This window comes from Flavobacterium sp. (assembly GCF_017744675.1).
Lineage (GTDB): Bacteria > Bacteroidota > Bacteroidia > Flavobacteriales > Flavobacteriaceae > Flavobacterium.
Map to the genome: position 1 here is coordinate 1,058,055 of NZ_JAGIAV010000001.1, position 22,880 is coordinate 1,080,934.

At 34.0% G+C, this 22,880-nt stretch carries 15 protein-coding genes and 1 riboswitch; of the genes, 13 read left to right on the top strand and 2 right to left on the bottom strand.

Annotated features, from left to right (window positions below):
- The first annotated feature begins 60 nt into the window (after positions 1-60).
- Positions 61-2,748: a carboxypeptidase-like regulatory domain-containing protein gene (locus J7574_RS04670; RefSeq protein ID WP_290964837.1), complete on the top strand. Its 2,688-nt coding sequence runs from the start codon at positions 61-63 to the stop codon at positions 2,746-2,748.
- A gap of 83 nt (positions 2,749-2,831) precedes the next feature.
- Positions 2,832-5,096 (top strand): hypothetical protein, encoded by a 2,265-nt coding sequence (locus tag J7574_RS04675; protein WP_290964840.1) that lies wholly within the window; start codon positions 2,832-2,834, stop codon positions 5,094-5,096.
- Between the two features lie 109 nt (positions 5,097-5,205).
- On the opposite strand, the gene metK is transcribed toward J7574_RS04675, so the two are convergent.
- On the bottom strand, positions 5,206-6,456 hold the full coding sequence (gene metK / locus J7574_RS04680) for a methionine adenosyltransferase (RefSeq protein WP_111367782.1): 1,251 nt from the start codon (positions 6,454-6,456) through the stop codon (positions 5,206-5,208).
- A 547-nt stretch (positions 6,457-7,003) separates the two neighbouring features.
- Between metK and J7574_RS04685 the strand changes: the two genes are divergently transcribed.
- From J7574_RS04685 to J7574_RS04730, 10 genes are all read left to right on the top strand, one after another.
- The gene (locus tag J7574_RS04685; protein ID WP_290964848.1) at positions 7,004-9,850 is read left to right on the top strand and encodes a TonB-dependent siderophore receptor; all 2,847 of its coding nucleotides are present in this window, start codon (positions 7,004-7,006) and stop codon (positions 9,848-9,850) included.
- A gap of 597 nt (positions 9,851-10,447) precedes the next feature.
- Positions 10,448-11,752: an O-acetylhomoserine aminocarboxypropyltransferase/cysteine synthase family protein gene (locus J7574_RS04690; RefSeq protein WP_290964851.1), complete on the top strand. Its 1,305-nt coding sequence runs from the start codon at positions 10,448-10,450 to the stop codon at positions 11,750-11,752.
- A gap of 209 nt (positions 11,753-11,961) precedes the next feature.
- Positions 11,962-13,050 carry an aspartate kinase gene (locus tag J7574_RS04695; RefSeq protein WP_290964853.1) on the top strand — a complete coding sequence of 363 codons (1,089 nt, stop codon included), beginning with the start codon at positions 11,962-11,964 and terminating at the stop codon, positions 13,048-13,050.
- Positions 13,051-13,698: 648 nt separating this feature from the next.
- Positions 13,699-13,914, top strand: coding sequence for a hypothetical protein (locus J7574_RS04700; RefSeq protein WP_290964855.1), 216 nt, complete (start codon positions 13,699-13,701; stop codon positions 13,912-13,914).
- Between the two features lie 190 nt (positions 13,915-14,104).
- Positions 14,105-14,212, top strand: a riboswitch (SAM riboswitch).
- Positions 14,213-14,289: 77 nt separating this feature from the next.
- Positions 14,290-15,273, top strand: coding sequence for an alpha/beta fold hydrolase (locus J7574_RS04705; protein ID WP_290964857.1), 984 nt, complete (start codon positions 14,290-14,292; stop codon positions 15,271-15,273).
- A 1-nt stretch (position 15,274) separates the two neighbouring features.
- Positions 15,275-17,689, top strand: coding sequence for a bifunctional aspartate kinase/homoserine dehydrogenase I (thrA, locus tag J7574_RS04710; RefSeq protein WP_290964860.1), 2,415 nt, complete (start codon positions 15,275-15,277; stop codon positions 17,687-17,689).
- Positions 17,690-17,819: 130 nt separating this feature from the next.
- Positions 17,820-18,245, top strand: a complete 426-nt coding sequence (locus tag J7574_RS04715) for an OsmC family protein (protein ID WP_026728534.1) — start codon at positions 17,820-17,822, stop codon at positions 18,243-18,245.
- Between the two features lie 118 nt (positions 18,246-18,363).
- Positions 18,364-19,536, top strand: coding sequence for an aminotransferase class I/II-fold pyridoxal phosphate-dependent enzyme (locus J7574_RS04720; RefSeq protein WP_290964867.1), 1,173 nt, complete (start codon positions 18,364-18,366; stop codon positions 19,534-19,536).
- Between the two features lie 171 nt (positions 19,537-19,707).
- A complete protein-coding gene (locus J7574_RS04725; RefSeq protein ID WP_290964870.1) occupies positions 19,708-20,208 on the top strand; it encodes an RDD family protein in 501 nt (166 codons plus the stop codon).
- Positions 20,209-20,343: 135 nt separating this feature from the next.
- Complete coding sequence (locus J7574_RS04730; protein ID WP_012023576.1) at positions 20,344-20,754, top strand: Rrf2 family transcriptional regulator; 411 nt, start codon at positions 20,344-20,346, stop codon at positions 20,752-20,754.
- Between the two features lie 115 nt (positions 20,755-20,869).
- Here J7574_RS04730 and J7574_RS04735 read toward each other — a convergent pair whose 3' ends face one another.
- Positions 20,870-21,652: a sulfite exporter TauE/SafE family protein gene (locus tag J7574_RS04735; protein ID WP_290964879.1), complete on the bottom strand. Its 783-nt coding sequence runs from the start codon at positions 21,650-21,652 to the stop codon at positions 20,870-20,872.
- Positions 21,653-21,960: 308 nt separating this feature from the next.
- Here J7574_RS04735 and J7574_RS04740 point away from each other — a divergent pair, with 308 nt between their 5' ends.
- On the top strand, positions 21,961-22,863 hold the full coding sequence (locus tag J7574_RS04740) for a sulfite exporter TauE/SafE family protein (RefSeq protein WP_290964882.1): 903 nt from the start codon (positions 21,961-21,963) through the stop codon (positions 22,861-22,863).
- Positions 22,864-22,880 lie beyond the last annotated feature (17 nt).

Here is a 22,880-nt window from a genome sequence, read left to right on the forward strand (position 1 = left end):
ATTCCAAATTGCTTCACCTGTTGGCTTTCGCTCGGGTCCAAACTTTCAATATTCTTACTAATGAATAAGATACTCTTTGTATTTGCCTTACTTTTTACTTCGATATGCTTTTCTCAAAGTGTCCGTTTTGATGGTTTTATTCAGGATGGGCAGAAAAATCCATTGGAAATGGCTAATATTATGGCAATTAATAACGGCACAAAAGCAATGGATTCGTACGGAATTACGAATGATAAGGGAAAGTTTCAGCTGACTTTAAAACCGAATACCGCTTATACGATCAAGGTGAGTTATTTGGGAATGAAATCTAAGGAAATCGCAATTGCTACCAAATCTGAAAACATGACTCAGAATGTTGTTTTGGATGGTGCGGGAATAGAATTGGAAGGAGTTGAAATTGTCCGTGAAATGCCTGTTTCGATAAAAGGAGATACAATTGTTTATAATGCAGATTCATTTAAATCGGGAACTGAAAAAAAGCTGGAAGATGTTTTGAAAAAATTGCCTGGAGTTGAGGTAAATGCCGACGGAGAAATCGAAGTGGAAGGAAAAAAAGTGAGCAAATTGATGGTGGAGGGAAAAGACTTTTTTGACGGAGACACCAAATTAGGCGTTAAAAATATTCCAGCAGATGCTATTGATAAAGTTCAGGTTTTGCGAAATTATAATGAAGTTAGTGCACTGAAAGGTCTTGAAAACGATCAGGATAATGTAGCGATGAACATCAAACTGAAAGAAGGAAAAAAGAACTTTTGGTTTGGCGATGTTACCGCAGGAATTGGCGTTGCAGAATTGGACAGCCGTTATATCATTAACCCAAAATTATTCTATTACAGTCCAAAATACAGTATTAATTTAATTACCAATTTTAATAATATTGGAGAGCTTCCGCTTACTGCACAAGATTATTTTAAGTTCACGGGTGGATTTAAAAACATGATGAAAAAAGGAGGAAGCAATTTTAATGTTTCTTCAAATGATTTAGGAATTTCATTATTGCGTAATAATAGAGCAAAAGAAATCGAAACCAAATTTGGTGCAACAAACTTTGCTTATTCTGTCAATAAAGCTTGGAATATTAGCGGTTTCGGAATTCTTTCAACGTCAAAAACAGATTTAGAAACCAAATCTCAAACTACGATTTTAGATTCTGGAGATCAACAGAAACGTGATGAAAATACCAATCAAAAGAATAATTTAGGACTTTTTAAACTGAGTTCGACTTACAAACCAAATGATAAATTTCAGTTTGATTATGACATCTTAACCAAGCTGTCAAAACAGAATGAAGATACAGATTTGCTTCGTGAATCGGTTGTAAATGATGTTTCAGCAGTTGAAACTATTTTAACTCAAAAGAAACAAGATCCAACTTCGATCAATCAAAATTTGAGTTTGTATTATACGCAGAGCAGTAAAAATATTTTTGCTTTTGAAATGCAGCATTTGTATCAAGACGAAAATCCGTTTTACAATGCCAACTTAAGGACACAGCCTTTTGATTTGTCAGGATATATTTCTGGGCAGAACAGAAACGATTTAAATCAGGATCGTTTTGTGAAAACCAATAAACTAGATGCCAAATTGGATTACTATTATATGGTAACTCCAAAAAGCAATATCAACATTACATTAGGAAATACGTATTCGTATCAGAACTTTAATTCTCATATTTTCCAAATGTTGGACAATGGAACAAAAAATGATTTGAACGATGCTCAAAATAATAATGATGTCGATTATAGTTTTAATGACGCGTTTCTAGGTTTTCATTATAAAATTCTAACAGGAAAATTTACGTTTACTCCTGGAGTAAGCCTGCACACCTATCAAATGACAAACGGGCAATTGGGAACTGATTATTCTCAGAATTTTGTAAAAGTATTGCCGGATTTCTTTGCCTTATATCAAATCAAAAAATCGGAAACGCTTACGTATAATTTCTCTCTAACCAACGATTTTACCGATATTAATCAGTTGGCTGCGGGTTATATTTTATCAGATTATAGCAGTTTGTTTCGTGGAAATCGTTTCTTAGAAAATGCCACTTCACAAGTGCATTCGCTTCGTTATTTTAAATATAATATGTTCAATTTTGAAAACATATTTGCCAATGCCACTTATACAAGAAAAGTAGATGCCATTAAAACAAAAGCCAATTTTGACGGAATTAATCAATCTTCTGTTCCGTATAATTCTAATTTGGCCGATGAGACTTTTACAGGAATGGGAAATTACGGGCGTTCGTTTTTAAAGAATTATAAAGCTTCTGCAAATGCTAGTTTTAACTGGTCAAAATTTAATAATATTCAGAATAACCAATTGTCGACCACAGAAAGTTTTAGTCAAAGTTATACCGTAAAAGCTTCAACAAATTATAAGAACCTTCCCAATATCGAATTTGGATATAATCTTTTGATTAATAAATACAGTGGTTCAACTTTTTATACCGATAAACCATTTGCAAGATTAGACTATTATTTCTTAGATAGTTTTTCTTTTGTGTCGGAATATGAATTCTATCATTATTATAATGCGGATAAAAGTGTCGACAACGAATATGATTTCTTAAGTGCCAGTTTGGTTTACCAGAAAAAAAACAGCAAATGGGAATATAAAATTTCGGCAACCAATTTGCTAAATACCACATATTTAAACGACGACAGTTTTTCACAGTTCTCTACAAGAGTTTCCCAATATACCGTTCAGCCGCGTTACATCATATTTTCGATGAAATATAATTTGTAGTATTTTCGTTGCTAATTTTGTGATTTGTTTAATGAAGAATCAAATATCTTTGTGTTATATTAATAATGACAAAAAACGTAATCATGCGCAATTTTACATGGAGTTTTCTACTCTTTTTTGCCGGAATGTTTGTTGCTTTCTCTCAAACAAAAGGCATCGAAAAAGGAACTTATTTATCTACAAATAAAGGAGGAAAGATTAAGTTAAATTTATTAGACAATAATAAATATGAATTGGTTTTTTATTCTGGAGGTTATGAAATTAAAGGCGATTCGCTAGTTTTCTTAAAAAATACCAATACTACAATAAATAGATTTGATCTTTCTTTTGTTAAAGATAAAAAAGCAAAAAAAGTTAAGATTAAGTTTTTAAATCCGTCTTACAATTCATTTTATATAGGAACTCAAAAAGGAACAGAGACAGTTCAATACCAGAGACTTTCAGATATAAAAACAAAAGTTGACCCTGAATGGACAAATACCGATTTAGATTTTGAAATAGAAAAAGCGGATTTCCTTTATTTGGTTTACGAAGATTATGACGGAAAAAGTGATGTAAGTAAATATGCACTGCCAAAAGATGTTTCAGAGGTAACAATTAACTATGATTTGGCAGTTTTAAATGATTTAAATCTTGTTGGTTTTTTTGATCAAAAAACAAAAGAATTAAAAATTTCTGAGCAACATGGAAAAGATCTTTTGGTGTTTATCAATGAAAAAGACGAGAAACCAGCAAAGACTCCTGAGGTTGTCGCGTTAGAAACGCAAGTCATTAAAAACTGGACCTATCCTGGTAAAAGTTCTTATGATGATATCTACGGAGGAACTGCAGTAGATAGTGCGACATATAATTTAGTAGATGCAGCAGCAGTTCCTGTGGCAGATTATGCAGTTGACTCTACGGCTGCTACTTATACGAAATACGATTTTAAATTAAAAATCGAAAACAATCTAAAAAAGGCAATAGAAGCTACAAAAACAGTTAGCAATAAATTTTTGGTTGTTGTAGTTGATAGCAAGAATAAAACAGCCAAGGAAAGTTTTGATGCATTTATAAAAGAGCAGGAAACGCAAACGGGATATAATATGTATGATGCATACAATGCGCAATACGATACCTATAATTATTATTTGGCTGGAGCCGATGATAAAAAATGGCTGAAAAACAATAAAATTAGCGATCCAAGTATAATTATTTTAAACGGAGAAGGAAATCAATTGGCTGTTGCAAAATCAGATTTAGCAACACAGCAATATCAGTTTAGCTATTATGGTGATTTATATAAAAAGCTTCAGAGAGCAAACGCTTTTCTTTTTATAGATAAGGTTTTAAAGAACAAAAAAGCTACAGATTCAGATCTAATTGCCGCTTTTAATAAAGCATCTTTGTTAGAAACATCTTATGATTCAGACTATTGGGTAAGTGACTCTAATTCGTCTGAATTTGTAATTACAAAAACGGCTTTAGATCAAAAAGTAGTGGCTCAAACTTGGAAAAAATTGATTGAAGCGCACCAAAAAGATGCAAAACCAAACATGTATCTGGTAGAAGCTATTTTGAAAGAAATTCAGAATCAGGGATTTACAAAACAGCTTTTTAATACCGACAGAATCTTAAACGATACTGATTTTCTTGCGATTGATTATTTGTTGAAACATTCAGAGGATATTGAAAATAACCGTACTGATTTTAATAATAAAGATGGAGAGCTTCACACTGTTGGAAATGTGGTTTCTGAAATATCTAGTGCACTGCAGCAAAATCTTTATCTTTCTCAAGATGGAGTTTCTGGAGAAATGAATAAAGAAAAAATCAATTCAATTTACAAGAAAATCATTGCTTCTGGAAAAGGTAATTTTGATGTTTACAAAAATTACTTTTACTATTTAGGCCAAATTGAAGAAAAAGATGGTTCGAATACAACGTACTTAAGAGAGTTTAATACCTATTTTGATTCCACTTTAGCGGGTCCAAGTCCTATAGAAAAACTAGATGCTATTTTTTCTGGGTTAGATTCAAGCTCAAGCTATTCTTATGATGGATGGAACTCTTTTAAAAATTACCATTCTGATATTTGCAATAGTGCAGCTTGGACTGTTGTACTTAAACCTGAAAATGCAAACTTCTTAAAAGATGCCATCAAATGGTCGGAATACAGTTTGATTGTAACCAAAAACAATCCTTATTATTTAGATACATTGGCTCAATTGTATTATAAAGACGGGCAAAAACAAAAAGCTATCGAAACGCAAGTTTTAGCTGTAAAATACATCACTCCGGATGTTGATGAAGAAACATCCAGCCAAATGAAAGAAGTTCTAACAAAGATGAGTAACGGAACATATTAAGTAAAGTAACTGTAAAAGAAAAGCCGATTTCTAATTTAGAAATCGGCTTTTTTTATGTTTGGCCAACTAAGATGTCTAAAATAATCTAAGTTAGTCTATAAATCTAAATTTACAATCCAAATGCAGCTTTTACTTGGTCAACAAAATCAAGTTTTTCCCATGTAAACAATTCTACAGTAACTGTTTTTTCGTTTCCGCCTGGAGCAGAGAAAGTTTTAGTAACCGTTTCTGGTTTACGTCCCATGTGTCCGTAAGCAGCAGTTTCGCTGTAGATTGGGTTTCTTAATTTTAAACGTTGCTCGATAAAGTAAGGACGCATATCAAAGATAGCTTCTACTTTTTTAGCGATTTCACCGTTAGTTAAGTTTACTTTAGAAGTTCCGTAAGTTTCAATGAAGATTCCCATTGGCTCAGCAACTCCAATTGCATAAGAAACCTGAACTAAGATTTCGTCAGCAACACCAGCAGCAACTAAGTTTTTAGCGATATGACGAGTTGCATAAGCAGCACTTCTATCTACTTTACTCGGATCTTTTCCAGAGAATGCACCACCACCGTGAGCACCTTTTCCACCGTAAGTATCCACGATGATTTTTCTTCCCGTTAAACCAGTATCTCCGTGAGGACCTCCAATAACGAATTTTCCTGTTGGGTTAATATGGTAGTTGATTTTATCGTTGAATAAATGAGCGTGCTCTGGGTTTTTAGCGATAATTCTTGGAATCAAGATTTCGATAATATCTTTTTTGATTTTAGCCAACATTGCGGCTTCTTCGTCAAAATCATCGTGTTGAGTTGAGATAACAATCGCATCAATACGAGTTGGTTTGTTATCGTCACTGTATTCTAAAGTTACTTGAGATTTAGCATCTGGACGTAAATAAGTGATTTCTTTGTTTTCACGTCTTAAAATTGCTAATTCTTGTAATAATTTATGAGATAAATCTAATGCCAATGGCATGTAGTTTTCAGTTTCGTTTGTAGCATAACCAAACATCATTCCTTGGTCACCAGCACCTTGCTCTTCTGGCTTAGCTCTGTCTACACCTTGGTTAATATCTGCAGATTGCTCATGAATAGCTGAAAGAATTCCACAAGAATTTGCCTCAAACATATATTCACTTTTAGTATATCCAATTTTACGGATTACCTCACGAGCGATTTGCTGAACATCAAGATAAGTATTCGATTTTACTTCTCCTGCTAAAATCACCTGACCAGTTGTAACTAATGTTTCACAAGCTACTTTTGAGTCAGCGTCAAATGCCAAAAAGTTGTCAATTAATGCATCCGAAATTTGATCTGCAACTTTGTCTGGATGCCCTTCACTAACAGATTCTGACGTAAATAAATAAGCCATAATAATGTAAAAATAATGTTTTAATTTAAGATTAAGCGGGAAAAAGTAATTGCTAAAAAGGGCTAAAGGAGAGTTCCTGCTTTAGCATTTTTTACTACTGAAATGAATCTTTCAGCATTCATAACGAAACCATTTCATTATGAAGAGGTTGCAATCAGTTCAAATTTTTCCTCTGTTTCGGGTGCAAAGGTATGAAACCATTTTGATTTGCAAATTAAAGTTCAACTTTTTTTATTTTTTCTAGCAGAAATTTAACAATAACATACTATTTTGATAGGGTAATAGAAAATATTTGGTTTTTTGTTTGGCTGATTAAAAAAATGTTTGCAACTTTGCCCACGTTAAAACAAAAGAAACAAATGAAATTTACAGTTTGCAATATGATGTCTTGTAAGATGCCGGAGTTATCCGCAGAGATGCTATTGTAATTATTTTTCAATAAAATATAAATAGAACCTCTGCCGAAACGCAGAGGTTTTTTTTATTATAAAAAGAAAGATGTAAGATTTTTTTTAAGCCAAAACACTAATTAATCAGTAAAGAAGAAATGAAGAAAAATGTACTAATCGTTTTAGGTCTTGTGACATTTTCAGGACTTTATGCTCAAGATAACAAAAAAGAGCAGGATAGTTTAAAAAACAACGAACTGTCTGAAGTTACTATTATTGGATCAAGAAGTAAAAACAGAGTAAAAACAGATGTGCCAGTTCCGGTAGATGTTTTTAACGTATCTGAAATAACAAAAGGAGCGCCGCAAACCAGCGTGACTCAAATTTTAAATTATGTTGCTCCGTCCTTTACGAGTAACCCAACCTCGACAGCAGATGCAACAGACCACGTAGATCCAGCACAATTAAGAGGATTAGGACCAGATCAAGTTTTAATTTTAGTCAACGGAAAACGAAGACACACCAGTGCTTTAGTAAACATAAACGGATCGCCAGGTAGAGGATCTGTTGGAACAGATTTAAATGCCATCCCGTCTTTTGCTATCGAGAGGATCGAAGTTTTAAGAGACGGAGCTGCGGCGCAATACGGTTCTGATGCCATTGCTGGAGTGATCAATATTGTTCTGAAGAAGAATGCTAATTATTTGACAGGAGGAATTCAGTACGGAGCAAATCTATCTTCGGGTTCAAACAACTTTGAAGGAGGAGCAGACGGACAAACCGCTCAAGTCGATTTAAATTACGGAACTTCATTAGGAAAACCGGGAAGTTTCTTGAATGTAACAGGAACAGCTGTAACAAGACAGGCAACGAGCAGAGCAGGAATTAGAAGCAATGCGATTTTTAATGCATACAATGCGGTAGAAAATAGAGCCGCGCAAGCAGGTGTCGAAATCAACTCTTTCTTTAGCAATATTAATACGACTCCAAATTCAGCTCAGATTTTGTCTTCTTTAAAACAATATGCACCACAAGTAAGTTATTTTACACCGGCACAGCAAAATGCTATTGCATCGGCATCGACGATTGCACAAATGCAGACGGCTTTAAATTTTGACGTGACCAATAACGAATTGGCTTATAGAGGTCAGCAGAGAAGCGATTATAATATGAGTGTTGGACAGTCAGAATTGGCTGCTGGGCAAGTATATTTTAATGCTAAATATCCTTTAAGTGAGATCACTTCTTTATATTCTTTTGGAGGAGTTTCTTATAGAGGCGGTAAATCGTATGCGTTCAACAGATTGCCAAATGGTTCTGGAACTTTCACGCAAGTGTATGAAAACGGATTTTTACCAGAAATCGAATCAAAAATTTTAGATGCTTCTGGAGCAGTTGGAATAAATACGCAATTATTTGGTTTTGATACCGATTTAAGCACCAATTTAGGAACAAACTCTTTTAATTATGATGTAAACAATACTATTAATGCAACTTTAGGAACAAATTCTCCTTTTAGTTTTGATGCAGGAAAAGTTTCGTTTTTGCAAAGCACAACCAATTTAGATTTTAGCAGAAAATATGATGTTCTTGCCGGATTAAACGTAGCTTTTGGAGGTGAATTTAGATATGAAAATTACCAAATTAAAGCAGGTGAAGAAGCTTCTTACGGTTTGTATGATGTAAACGGAAATTTAGTTTCGGGAATTTTGCCAAGCAATTCGCCATTAATCGTAACCGACTTTTTTGGAAACAAACGTGGGGCAGGAGCACAAGGATTTTCTGGATTTCAGCCTTCAGATGCTAAAGAGAAAGACAGAAAAAGTGGTGCAGCTTATGTAGATTTAGAATTGAATGCTACAGAAAAATGGCTAATAAACGGAGCGGCTCGTTATGAAAACTATTCAGATTTTGGAAATACAGTGACTTTCAAATTGGCTTCGCTTTTAAAATTAAACGATAATATCAATTGGAGAATTTCTGGGCAAACAGGATTTAGAGCGCCTTCATTGCAGCAAAGATATTTTGAAGCAAGTTCAACACAGTTTATAAACGGTGCACCATACCAAGTGGGATATTTTACAAACGATTCGCAAGCGGCAAAAAGCATCGGAATTGAAAGTTTAAAACCAGAAAAATCAAAAAGCATCAGTACAGGATTTACATTCAAAATTCCTGAAGCTAACATAACCATTGCAACTGATGCTTATTTTACAAGAATCAACGACAGAATTGTGCTGTCTGGACAATATTCAAGACCGACAGATGCGCAAATTGCTGCGGCAACTTCGCCAGAGCAAGCACAAGCATTGACTTTATTTCAACAAGCATTTGATTTAAAAGGAGTAGAAAGAGCTTCTTTCTGGACAAATGGAATTGATTCTGAAACAAAAGGAGTTGATTTGGTAATTTCACAAAAGTATGATGTGATTCAAGATTTTGCCATCAGAAATGATTTTGCATTAAGCTTCAACGAAACCAAAAGAGTAGGAGATCTTCATATTCCAAAATCTATAGTTGATGCAGGTGGAGATCCTTATATTTATTCGTTCTTCCCAGAATCAAGCCGAGTATATTTAGAAGAAGCAATTCCAAAATTGAAAGCCAACTTGATGACGACTTTCAGTATTAAAAAACTGGATATTTATTTAAGAAACAGTTATTTCGGAAAAGTGACAGATCCAGGAGCAACAGATGTTAATTTGGACGGATTTTCTTCTGTATACGAACATCCAGAATACAGCGCAAAATTGGTTACCGATTTATCTTTAGGATATCAGATCAACGAACATTTTAGAGCAACAATTGGAGTTAATAATATAGGAGATGTATATCCAGATAGAAATAATCCTGCAACTCCAGCATTTACAAACACAACTCCAACCTTGTCACCAGCGCCAAGTACAGATTTGACAAATGCAAATCAGTTTGCGTATTCAAGAGCCGTTTCTCAATTCGGACTGAACGGAAGATTTGGCTTTGCCCGTTTGAGCTTTAAATTCTAATTAAAACAATTTCTTTCAGGCCTTTTAAACAAAAGGCTTGAAAGAAATATTAAAAAAAATAATACAAAATTTCAATTTTAATTTGGTCGTTAGAAAAATACTTATTACATTTACTCTATCGAATTAGTCGAGTTTAAAAATAGTCAAATTCAATTTTAAAATAAAATGAAAGCAATAGCAAAAAGAGATATGATGTGTTGTAAGATGATGCAAATGTGCATCCAAACCTGCTGTTGCCAAAAGTGAAAGAGACAATCTTTGTTATAGTTAAACTATAAGCCCTTTTGGTCGCCATCCGAAAGGGCTTTTTTTTACTCATTTAAATTTAAAAATTATGAAAACGCTAAACTCAATTGCAGTAGAATATTTGTTAAGAAGCAATTCTCAAAATAACGATAATACATCAGAAGAGATTACAAGAGAATCACAAGAATAAATAAAGAGCAGAACATAAATCAAAAATCGCTGCTGTTTCAAATGTATGAACTAGAGGAAGAAGCAGAAGAGTTTTTGGCATAAATCTAAAATTCAGTTACAGTTTCAAAATTCAAATTACAATATATAACGTATTAACAATACCTAAAAAACTAAGAAATCATGAGTACACAAAAATTTGCAACAAACGCATTACACGCAGGGCACGACGTTACTAAAAATTCAGGAACAAGAGCAGTGCCAATTTATCAGACATCATCATATGTATTTAGCAACGCAGATCATGCAGCCAATTTATTCGGACTTGCAGAAGCTGGATTTATTTACACCCGATTAAATAACCCAACAAACGATATTCTAGAACAGCGGCTAGCAGCGCTTGAAGGCGGAATTGGAGCAGTCGTTACGGCTTCTGGAGCATCGGCAATTTCTACAACATTATTAACTTTATTAAAAGCAGGAGATCATATCGTGGCGTCAAACAGTTTGTATGGCGGAACTTACAACCTTCTGAAAGTTACGTTGCCAAGATTAGGAATCACAACTACTTTTGTTGATCCTTCACAACCTGAAAACTTTACTAAAGCAGCCAAAGAAAACACGCGAGCTTTTTTTGTTGAATCTCTTGGAAACCCAAAATTAGACGTACTAGATTTAAAAGCAATTTCGGCAGAAGCCAAAGCATTCAAAGTGCCATTTATAGTAGATAATACAGTTGCGACACCTTATTTATTAAACCCAATTAAATATGGTGCCGATATTGTTATTCATTCCTTAACTAAATATATCGCAGGAAACGGAACTTCATTAGGAGGCGTTATCATTGATGCTGGAAACTTTGACTGGGCAAACGGAAAATTTCCTGAATTTACCGAGCCATCTGCAGGATACCACGGATTAGTATATCATGAAGCCTTAGGAAATGCAGCTTTTATAGCAAAAGCTCGAATTGAAGGTCTGCGTGATTTTGGTTCTGCCTTAAGTCCATTTAATGCTTTCCAGATTATTCAGGGATTAGAGACACTTCCAATCCGAATTAAGAAACATAGTGAAAATGCTTTGGCTCTAGCCGAATGGTTAGAGAAACAAGATGAGGTAGTTTGGGTAAATTATCCAGGTTTAAAATCTAGTAAATACAATGCTTTGGCCAAAGAATACTTGCCAGAAGGACAAAGCGGTATTATCACTTTCGGATTAAAAGGAGGTTTTGACGCTGCGAAAAAAGTAGTAGACGACACCAAATTATTCTCTCTGCTAGCAAATATTGGTGATACAAAATCACTGATTATTCACCCAGCAAGTACTACGCATCAGCAATTAACAGATGAAGAGCAAGTAGAAACAGGAGTTTCTAAAGACTTGATTCGTCTGTCTGTGGGAATTGAAGATATTGAAGATTTAATTGCCGATCTGCAAACTGTTTTTGAGAGCGTTTCGCTTTCTCAATACAGCATCAATAAAAATTAGGTTTTTTTGTTTTTTGTTTGAAAGATTGCCTTTAGCCTCTGTGCTAAAGGTAATTTTTTATGAAAAGCATCACTATAAAAAATTGAACCCTATAAGTGATATAAGTTTATTTAAATCGTTGTGTTGAAATTTAAGCGCACAGAGATTCGCCTCTTCTAAAATGAACTTATATGACTTATATGGTTTAAAAAATTAAAAAGTTAGAAATTATGTCAAAGCTTAAAATAAACATTATCCTTTTCGGAATTGGAAATATCGGAAGCACTTTGATTAATCAGATTGTTGAAAGTCAAGAGTTTTTTCTTGAAAGCAAAAATGTTGATTTTCACTTTCCAATTATAACCAATTCTACGGTTGCTTTTTTTGAGAAAGAAGGCGTAGGTTATGCTTGGGAAACTAATTTCAGACAGTTGGCTGTTCCTTTTAAAATAGAAGATATTGTCGAGTTTGCGCAAGAAAATGAATTCGAAAACTTAATTGCCGTAGATGCAACTGCCAGCGATGAGTTGGTAAAGCATTATAATACGCTAATCAAAAACGGATTTAATATAGTAGCAGTAAACAAAAAAGCCAACACGCTCCCGATTGACTTATATAAAGAGCTGCGAGCCAATCTTAAAAAGTACGACAAGGAGTTTTTGTATGAAACATCGGTTGAAACTGGAATTCCTGTGCTGCAGACTTTAAGAGATTTGTATTATTCAGGAGAAAAAATCACCAAGATTCGAGGTGTTTTCTCTGATAATCTGAGCTATATTTTTAATCGATTTTCAGGAGAAGAGGCTACATTTTCATCTGTTTTGAAAGATGCGAGCCTTTTAGGTTTAATGAAGTCAAATTTTAAAGAAGATCTGTCGGGAAATGATACTGCCAGAAAGCTTTTGATATTGGCCAGAGAAATTGGAAAAGATTTTGAGCTTTCAGATATTAAAATCAAACCTTTTATAACCGAAGAGCATTTGGAGAAAAACGGAGTATTAAATAAGGAAGCCGTTGATAAATCTTTTAAGATAGCCAAAATAACTCAGGCAGAAAATCATGTGCTTCGTTATATTGGTGAGTTTGATGTAGAAAAAGGCACATTAGAAGCCAAATTGATTTCGGAAACAGCAGATTCTCCAATCGGACAATTAAAAGGTTCTGACACGCTTTTTGAAATTTTCACTAAATCTTACGCAGATATTCCGATTGTAATTCAGAGCGCTCCGCCATGCAAACAAGCAATTTCTAGAGGAATAATAACTGATATTCTAAAAATTGCAGAAAGAATTAGGGCCAAAGAAGCTATTTGGCTGTAATTTTTTGGCTTAATAAGAAAAAAAAGAGAAGAAGTTCTTTGATAAATTGATTTGTCAAATGGAATTATAAAGAAAAACGGTTTTGTTTTGTAGGTTTTTTACCCGTATTATTTCGTTTTCGTTTTTGTAAGATGTTTTTTGACGTTAAAAAACACATTTTCAACGAATTTTGTAATTAAATTCTTGATTATTATTTGTGTAATAAAAAAAATATTTGCATATTTGTTATACCCAAAAACTACTAGAAATCAAATGAACTTAAAAGTCAACAAAATGTTTTGTGCCATTTCGGTTAAGACCGAGGCTGGGGTGTCTATTGCTTAGAAAAAATTGTAAGAATACAATAATAATATAGTAAGAGCCTCCTAAGAAATATTAGGAGGCTTTTTAATTTAATGCAAATGCAGAATTTAAATAAAATACAATATAAATCACAGATGAATAAATCCGTACAGATGAACAAGATGTTTACTGTCGCGCTTATTTGCGCATACGTCTGTTGATACTAAAAGTATATGTAAGTGTAAAACTTAAACCCTTTTGGTATCTAAAAATCCAAAAGGGTTTTTTTATTCCAAAAAAGGATTTAACAAAATGATAAACGAGAAATAAAGATTATAAAACACAACTTAACTAAAACTTAATACCATGAGCACATTGAACTACTTAGCAGGAAAAATTTCAGATTTGAAAAACAGAAGGACAAGAAAAAACAATAACCCGCCGCCAACAAACGAATTGGCTCATCCAAGATTCGGAATAGAGGCTGGAACAACAGAAGAGGGTAAAGCTGCTGAAAAAAAAGCACCCAATTCTTTATTGTTTTTGATGTATTCAAAAGAAAATGAAACGCTTTTTATCTAAACGGAAAAGTATCATAAACTAGGGTAAAACCTGCTTAATTTTACTGGGCATTTTTGTTCGGTAAATTTTTGCGTATAATAGTTTTTGCTAAAGTAAGTCTCAGAAATTTAACAAACACTTTTAGATAAAATTTGTTTGTTAGAGAAATTAGTAGTTAATTTGCACTCGTTAAGTTCAAACACGTATTGAAATGTTATAAAGAAAGGACGAGGGATTAGACCCGATGAAGCCTTAGCAACCCTTCGGTAAAACGAAGAAGGTGCTACATTCTACCACGCCAAACGTGGAAAGATAACAACAAGATTTTTTCTAGTTAAACCTAGTTTTTCTTTTTAATATTTCCATATACAAATCAATAATACAACAGATTTGAAATTGGAAAATATACCAAATCCCATTATAATTCAAGATTTCATCACAGAAAGTGGTGCAACTTATCATTCTATACCATTAAATTTTACGCTTGCAGGACAATCGCTGTACAGTGCGCCTATTGTTTTGGTTAATCATGCCTTAACAGGAAACTCGCAAGTAACGGGAGAAAATGGCTGGTGGAATGACTTAATTGGCGAAGGTAAAACGATCGATACTGCTGTTTATACCATTTTGGCCTTTGATATTCCAGGAAATGGAAGCAACTCTTTCTTAATCGATAATTATCTTGATTTTACAGCCAGAGACATTGCGAGAATCTTTATCGAAGGCGTAAAAGCTTTACATATCGAAAAGCTTTTTGCAATTATTGGAGGTTCTGTTGGTGGAGGAATTGCATGGGAAATTTTAGCTCTAGCGCCAAACATCACAGAAAATCTTATTCCGATTGCGAGCGACTGGAAATCTACAGATTGGCTTATCGCAAACTGTTTTCTTCAGGAACAAATTCTAAACAATTCTTCCCGACCAATCGAAGATGCAAGAATACATGCAATGCTTTGTTACCGCTCGCCAGAATCATTCAAAGAAAAATTTCAGCGAACCATCAACCAAGAGCTGCTGATTTTTAATATCGAAAGCTGGCTGGCGCACCACGGAAAAAAATTGCAAAAAAGATTCCAATTGTCTTCTTATAAATTAATGAATCAGTTGCTTAAAACAATTGATATTACTAGAAATAGTGAAAGTTTTGAAAACTTACTGTCTCAAACAAAAGCTTCAATTCATATCATCGGAATCAATTCAGATTTGTTTTTTACAGCAAAAGAAAACGTAGAAACCTACGAAGAGTTGAAGAAGTTTAAAGACAATGTTTTCTATAGCGAAATTGATTCGGTTCACGGACATGACGCTTTTTTAATCGAGTACAAACAATTAGATCATTTACTTGCCGACATTTTTAAGGCAGAAACAATAAAGAAATAAAATGAAAGTATTAAAATTTGGAGGTAAATCATTAGCAAACGGAGAAGGACTTAACAAAGTTGTTTCTATCATTTCTGATAAAGTAAATCAAGGTGAAAAAATTGCCGTTGTAGTTTCTGCCCGCGGAAATGCGACAGACGAGCTTGAATTTATCTTAAGCATTGCTGCTAAAAACGGCAGTTACAAAGAATTATTAGAGAATTTTAAAAAATACCAAATATCAGACTACCCACAAGTGGATTTGTCGGAAGAATTTAATGTCTTAGACAAACTTTTTGAAGGTGTAAGCTTAATTGGCGATTACAGCAAAAAAATCAAAGATCAGATTTTGTCAAAAGGAGAATTGCTTTCAGCCAGATTATTGACGGCTATTTTATTGGAAAAAGGAATTCCAGCCAATTTTGTAGACACAAGAGAATTGTTAAAAACCGATTCTAAATTTGGTGATGCGCAGCCTTTAGAGCAGCTTTCAAAGAAAAACGTAGTCAATTATTTTAAAGAGCATAACGGAGAAACGGTTAATATAGTTACAGGTTTCATTGGATCTAATAACAACAACGACACAACTACTTTAGGTAGAAATGGCAGTAACTATACCGCTTCGTTAATTGCAAATTATCTTAATGCTGAAGAACTGCAAAACTTCACGCACGTAGACGGAATCTACACTGCAAATCCAGACTTGGTTGCAGATGCAAAGAAAATCGAATATTTATCGTTTAACGAGGCAAATGAATTAGCAAATTTCGGTGCAACGATTCTTCATGCCAAAACGATTATTCCTTTGTTGGAAAAGAATATTCCGTTGCGAATTTTAAATACATTCAACCACGAAAACCGTGGAACTTTAATCACTTCAGATTCTTCTAAAGAAGGAATTAAAACGCTTTCTGTTTTAGAAAATGTATCATTAGTAAATCTTGAAGGACGCGGATTACTTGGAAAAGCTGGAGTTGACGCTCGAATTTTTAAAGTAATGGGCGATCACAATATCAGCGTGAGCATCATTTCGCAAGGTTCTTCAGAAAGAGGAATCGGATTGGTGGTAGCAACTGATAAAGCAACAACTGCAGTTGTAGAATTGGAAAAAGAATTTGAAAATGACTTTTATTCTAAAGATGTAAATCAGATTACGGTAACAGATAATGTATCAGTAATTTCGATTATTGGTCAAGATTTGAGCACTTTCCACAAGCCTTATACGGCTTTAATCAAAAATAAAATTGTTCCAATTTTGTTCAACAACACTGTTACGGGTAAAAACGTGAGTTTGGTTGTTAAAAAAGAAGAACTAAACAAAGCATTAAACGTAATTCACGGTGAGATTTTTGGGGTTTCTAAAAAGATCAACATTGCGATTTTCGGTCACGGATTAGTAGGCGGAACTTTGATCAACCAAATTTTGGAGTCGGCTTCAGCAATTGAAAAACGTAAAGATATTAAGCTGAATGTTTTCGCTATAGCGAATTCAAAAAAGCTGCTTTTAAACAAATACGGAGTTACAGACAACTGGAAAAACGATATTCAGACAAAAGGAGAAGCGTATACCATAAAAGATATTATCGCTTATGCGAATGAACATCATTTGGAAAACTTAATTGCAATCGATAATACGGCAAGTGCAGCTTTCGTAGAAAACTATATTCCGCTTGTAGAAAGCAGTTTCGATTTGATTTCTTCAAATAAAGTGGCCAATACGTTAAGCTACGGTTTTTATAAAGAATTGAGAAAAGCATTAGCAGAAAATCAAAAGAATTATTTGTACGAAACCAATGTTGGTGCAGGTTTACCATTAATCGACACCATTAAATTGCTGCACCTTTCAGGAGAAAACATCACTAAAATTAAAGGCGTTTTCTCTGGAACATTGAGTTATTTATTCAATAATTTCTCTGCTAAAGATGCTCCGTTTAGTGAAATTTTGCAAGAAGCAATTGATAACGGATATACAGAACCAGATCCGCGTGAAGATTTATGCGGAAATGATGTTGGTAGAAAATTATTAATTTTAGCTAGAGAATTAGATTTGCAAAATGAATTTGAAGAAATTTCTATTCAGAATTTAATTCCAGAACACTTGCGTGAAGGAAGCGCAGCCGATTTCTTGACAAAACTGAAAGAATTTGATCCAATTTATGCTAAAATAAAAGCAGAACAACAGCCAAATCACGTGTTAAGGTACATTGGTGAATTGTCTGGAGATTTGCAGAATGATAAAGGAAATTTAGAAGTAAAATTAGTCTCAGTTCCAAAAGACACAGCGCTTGGAGGACTAAAAGGTTCTGATTCTTTCTTCGAAATTTACACAGAATCTTACGGAGATCGTCCAATCGTTATTCAAGGAGCCGGTGCAGGTTCTGCAGTAACAGCTAGAGGAGTTTTTGGAGATATTTTGAGATTATCTGATAAAGGGTAAAAAGCCTAGTTTGTCATTGCGAGGAACGAAGCAATCACATTTGCAGAATCAAGCTTTGTGTGATTGTTAGTAAGGTTGCTTCGTTCCTCGCAAGGACAAGAATAACAAAAAACAAAAAAATAACAACACAATGAAAGTAACTTTAAACAGAGTAAATGACGCATTTCATTTTAAAGTAAAAAATGAACGCGGACACGTAGTTGACGTTGACAGCAGAGCCGAGTTTGGCGGAAGCGATTTGGGCGCTAGCCCCATGGAATTAGTGTTAATGGGAGTTGCAGGATGCAGCGCTATCGATATGATTTCAATTTTAAAGAAACAACGTCAGGAAATCACTTCTTTTAATGCTGAGGTTGAAGGTACACGCGTACAAATCGAAGAAGCAAAACCTTTTAAAGAAATCGATGTGGTTTTCTATTTAGAAGGGGAAATCAATCCAGAAAAAGCAAAAAAAGCGGCGCAACTTTCTTTCGAGAAATACTGCTCAGTTGCCAAAACAGTTGAACCAACAGCTACAATAAAATACAAAGTAGTTTTAAATAACGAGGCTTTGTAAATTAGAAAATGAGTTAATTAGACAATTAGATAATTAATTCTAAACATTTGAATTTAAGTTCAGTTTTAACTTGAAACCTGAAACTTGAAACAAAAAAACAAAAAAAAATAACAACACAATGAATACAGAAGAATTTGGTTTTGAAACACAAGCCATTAGAACACAATTAGAAAGATCTCAATATTTAGAACATTCGGTGCCTTTGTACCTGTCATCAAGCTTCGTTTTTGAAGATGCAGAAGACATGAGAGCTTCTTTTACAGAAGAAAAGGAAAGAAATATTTACAGCCGTTTCAGCAATCCAAATACAACAGAATTTGTAGATAAAATCTGCAAAATGGAAGGTGCAGAATCGGGTTATGCTTTTGCAACTGGAATGGCCGCAGTATATTCTACTTTCGCTGCGTTATTGAATTCTGGAGATCATATTGTTTCTGCGAGCAGTGTTTTTGGTTCTACTCACGCTTTGTTTATGACTTATTTTCCAAAATGGAATATCGAAACTTCTTATTTCGAAATTAACAAACCGGAGACAATCGAGAGTTTCATTAAGCCAAACACCAAAATATTATACGCTGAGTCTCCAACAAATCCTGGAGTAGATGTAATTGACTTAGAGTTGTTGGGCAATATTGCTAAAAAACACAATTTGATTTTAATTATCGATAACTGTTTTGCAACGCCTTATTTGCAACAGCCAATTAAGTTTGGAGCACATTTAGTAATTCATTCAGCTACAAAATTAATCGACGGACAAGGACGTGTTCTTGGTGGAGTTACTGTTGGAAACGCAGATTTAATCAGACAGATTTATTTGTTTTCTAGAAATACAGGGCCGGCTTTAGCGCCATTTAATGCTTGGGTATTGTCAAAAAGTTTAGAAACATTGGCTGTTCGCGTAGATAGACACTGCGAAAATGCTTTAAAAGTAGCGGAATTTTTAGAAAGCCATCCAAATGTAAATAGTGTAAAATATCCGTTCTTGAAATCGCACCCACAATACGAAATTGCCAAAAAACAAATGAAAGCGGGTGGAAACATCATTGCATTTGAAATTAAAGGTGGAATCGAAGCGGGAAGAAAATTCTTGAATTCAATTAAGCTTTGTTCATTATCAGCAAATATTGGAGATACAAGAACAATTGTTACACATCCAGCGTCTACAACGCACAGCAAATTATCTGAAGAAGATCAATTAGCAGTTGGAATCACACAAGGATTGGTTCGTGTTTCTGTTGGTTTGGAAACTGTAGAAGATGTAATCGCAGATTTAAAGCAAGCGCTTTCTTAATTTAAGATTTTAGACTTCAGATTTTTAGATTTCTGAATTATATTATGACGATTTTTAACTGTAAATTTATTACTGTTAAAAATCGTCATTCTTTTTTATGGTTGTTGATGTAAAAAGTATATTTTTGTTGTAACCAACAAACTATATTTAGTAAAAATAACCAATTAGCATATGAGCAACACTACTTACATTCTAGATGATAAATTGCTAGCTTCCAGCGGAGCACGTTTTTTAAATTACCTCATAGATCTGTTCTTTTCTATTGTCGTCTTTATGATGGTTACCGTTTTTCTGGGAGTTTTAATTGGTTTAGGATTTACAGAGCTTGGAGTTTGGATGGATAATCTGGGAGATTTCGGATGGAATGTTATTGCCATTATTATTTCGTTTACTTATTATCTGGTTATGGAAGGATTGTTTGCAAGATCGATCGCAAAATTTATCACGGGGACTGTTGTGGTAGATGAAAATGGGCAAAAACCAGGTTTTGCTACTATTTTTAGAAGAAGCTTGTGCCGTTTTATTCCGTTTGATGCATTTACTTTTTTGGGAGGATCGCGAGGTTGGCATGATTCTATCTCTCATACTTATGTAGTTAACAAAAAAGCTTTGGAAGAAGAAATGAGAATGTTTCATGAATTCAATTTAATCGGGACTAACGAAGTAATTTGATAGAATTAGTAGAATTTAACTATCTAACTATTATTTTTCTCATTTAAAAAGTCTATTTTTGTTGCAGAATAATATGGAGTTTGTTCATTTTTAGGAAATCTAGAATCTGCATTCTACAATTTAAAACATAAAATAGTGCTTTCAAAGAAAACAAAATACGGAATTAAAGCTTTAACTTATTTAGCGAGACGTGAGAATAATGAGCCTGTGCAAATTGCAGAAATTGCAAAAAGCGAGCACATTTCAATTAAATTTTTAGAGAGTATTTTGTTATTGCTAAGAAATTCAGGTTTTCTGGGAGCAAAAAAAGGCAAAGGCGGAGGCTATTACCTGATAAAAGATCCTAAAGATATCAGTATGGCCAAAGTATACCGCATTCTGGAAGGACCAATTGCGTTATTGCCTTGTGCAAGCCATAATTTCTACGAAAAATGCGATGACTGCGATGATGAATCCACTTGCGCAGCACGACGTTTAATGACAGAAGTTCGTGATAACACACTTAAAATATTAGAAAGCAACTCTTTGGCAGATATAGCATTCTAAAAAAAATAAACCATATAAGTCATATAAGTTCTTTTAGTCTTTGCAGAAAGCTTGTTAAATGAACTTATATGACTTATATGGTTTAAATATGACTTATATGGTTTAAAAAATTGCCTTAAAATATCAATTTATATCCAGCCATGAAAAGCATTACGGCGATTGCGTTTCTAAGAAGCTGATCGGGCACTTTTCCGCTTAGCATACTTCCCATATAGATTCCAGGAAGCGATCCCATTAGTAATTGGCTCAATAATCCTAAATCTAGATTTCCCATTGAAGCATGACCAATTCCGGCAACAAGAGTTAGCGGAACAGCATGAGCAATTTCGGTTCCAACCAAACGAGGAGTCGGTAATAATGGATAAAGAAAAAATAAAGTAACAGTTCCGAGTGCTCCAGCTCCAATAGATGTTAAGGTTACTGTTGCTCCTAATAAAACGCCAATTCCAATAGTCAGCATATTTTGAGTCGTGCTTTCGCTATGAAACTTATCTCCAGCATGCTTTTGAGAAAAAGCCAAAAGTTTCTTTTTAAATATAATTGCTACAGAAGTAAACAATAAGGCCCATCCTAAACTGTATTTAATAACGCGATTTATAGTTTCAATATCGGTTTTAATGCTATTTAAAATCCATAAAGTCAATAAGGCGGCGGGAACGCTTCCTAAAGTAAGCCAGCCTGTAATTTTCCAGTTGATGTTTCCCTTCTTGTTATGTACAAATACTCCTCCGGCTTTGGTAAAAGCGGCGTAAAGTAAATCGGTTCCTACTGCGGTTGTTGGAGAAATGCCAAAATATAATAAAATAGGAGTCATTAAAGAACCACCGCCAACACCTGTTAACCCGACAATAAAGCCTACTGTTAAACCCGCAATTACAAGACCGATCTGAAAATCCATGAAAAAATATTTGCCGCTAAAATAATAACAATTTTATAATTATCCTATGGATTTGGTAGAGATTAAATGTGTATTTTTACAAATCACAAAATTAAAGTACGCTGTTACAATCTAACGAAGTAGTGCCTAATTTGTTAAATAAATTATTAATCCTTTATTAAATCTCTTTTGTCTTGGTTTATAGTAGGATAGCTTCTGTAAAAAACTAAATATATTGTTTTGATATTTCAAAATATATAGTACATTTGCAAAGTAATCTACTAAGCCGATAGGATAATAGATTTTTAAGAGTAAAAAATCTTAGAAATATGGAAAATGAACTTAAATTGAACAACACTGCGATCAAGTCTAATGCTTTATCAAAAGGAAATTTGTGGGTTGTCATACCTGTCGTTTTGCTTGCAAGTTTATTATCTGTATTAATATACAATCATCACGCTGAATTTACGTGGGATGGATTTGTAAATGGTTTTAATGAAGAGTTCTTAGTATTTTTTGCCATTGGAGTTTTCGCTCAATTAGTTGATGGGACTTTAGGAATGGGTTACGGAGCAACTTCAACCTCATTTTTATTGGCTTATGGAGTTCCGCCAGTTATAAGCAGTACCGCAGTTCACGTTTCAGAAATGTTTACGACGGGAGCATCGGCACTTTCGCACCATCGTTTCGGGAACATCAACAAGAAGTTGGTAAAACATTTGTTGATTCCTGGAGTATTAGGTTCTATTACAGGAGCTTATTTGTTGTCTGATGTAATCAATGGAGATATTATTAAGCCATTTATTGCAGTTTATATGATTGTTCTGGCAGTTGTTATCATTAAAAAAGCATTGAGAAAGAGCATCGTAAAAAAGAAAACTAAAAAATTGGGCGCTTTAGCTGTTTTTGGAGGTTTTATGGATTCTGTTGGAGGAGGAGGCTGGGGGCCAATTGTGACTTCAACATTATTAGGAAGAGGAAGAAATCCGAGATATACCATTGGTTCTGTAAACGCAGCTGAGTTTGCAATTTCATTTGCGAGCGGTATCACTTTCATGCTTTTTGGAGGAATCCACGGCTGGCAGGTAATTATCGGATTGATTTTAGGAGGAGTTATTTCGGCGCCATTAGCAGCTTATTTGGTTAATAAAATTAAAAGAAAACCTATGATGGTTGCGGTTGGAATTCTAATTATATTATTGAGTTTAAAAACATTATCTAAATTATTTTAAAAGATAATTTTAGAAAG

Bases quoted from the DNA above. Each gene is read 5' to 3' on its own strand.
- J7574_RS04685 (WP_290964848.1), top strand. From the start codon at position 7,004: ATGAAGAAAAATGTACTAATCGTTTTAGGTCTTGTGACATTTTCAGGA.
- J7574_RS04720 (WP_290964867.1), top strand. From the start codon at position 18,364: ATGAATACAGAAGAATTTGGTTTTGAAACACAAGCCATTAGAACACAA.
- J7574_RS04715 (WP_026728534.1), top strand. From the start codon at position 17,820: ATGAAAGTAACTTTAAACAGAGTAAATGACGCATTTCATTTTAAAGTA.
- J7574_RS04675 (WP_290964840.1), top strand. From the start codon at position 2,832: ATGCGCAATTTTACATGGAGTTTTCTACTCTTTTTTGCCGGAATGTTT.
- thrA (WP_290964860.1), top strand. From the start codon at position 15,275: ATGAAAGTATTAAAATTTGGAGGTAAATCATTAGCAAACGGAGAAGGA.
- J7574_RS04670 (WP_290964837.1), top strand. From the start codon at position 61: ATGAATAAGATACTCTTTGTATTTGCCTTACTTTTTACTTCGATATGC.
- J7574_RS04700 (WP_290964855.1), top strand. From the start codon at position 13,699: ATGAGCACATTGAACTACTTAGCAGGAAAAATTTCAGATTTGAAAAAC.
- J7574_RS04735 (WP_290964879.1), bottom strand. From the start codon at position 21,652: ATGGATTTTCAGATCGGTCTTGTAATTGCGGGTTTAACAGTAGGCTTT.
- J7574_RS04740 (WP_290964882.1), top strand. From the start codon at position 21,961: ATGGAAAATGAACTTAAATTGAACAACACTGCGATCAAGTCTAATGCT.
- J7574_RS04695 (WP_290964853.1), top strand. From the start codon at position 11,962: ATGTCAAAGCTTAAAATAAACATTATCCTTTTCGGAATTGGAAATATC.
- J7574_RS04725 (WP_290964870.1), top strand. From the start codon at position 19,708: ATGAGCAACACTACTTACATTCTAGATGATAAATTGCTAGCTTCCAGC.
- metK (WP_111367782.1), bottom strand. From the start codon at position 6,456: ATGGCTTATTTATTTACGTCAGAATCTGTTAGTGAAGGGCATCCAGAC.
- J7574_RS04690 (WP_290964851.1), top strand. From the start codon at position 10,448: ATGAGTACACAAAAATTTGCAACAAACGCATTACACGCAGGGCACGAC.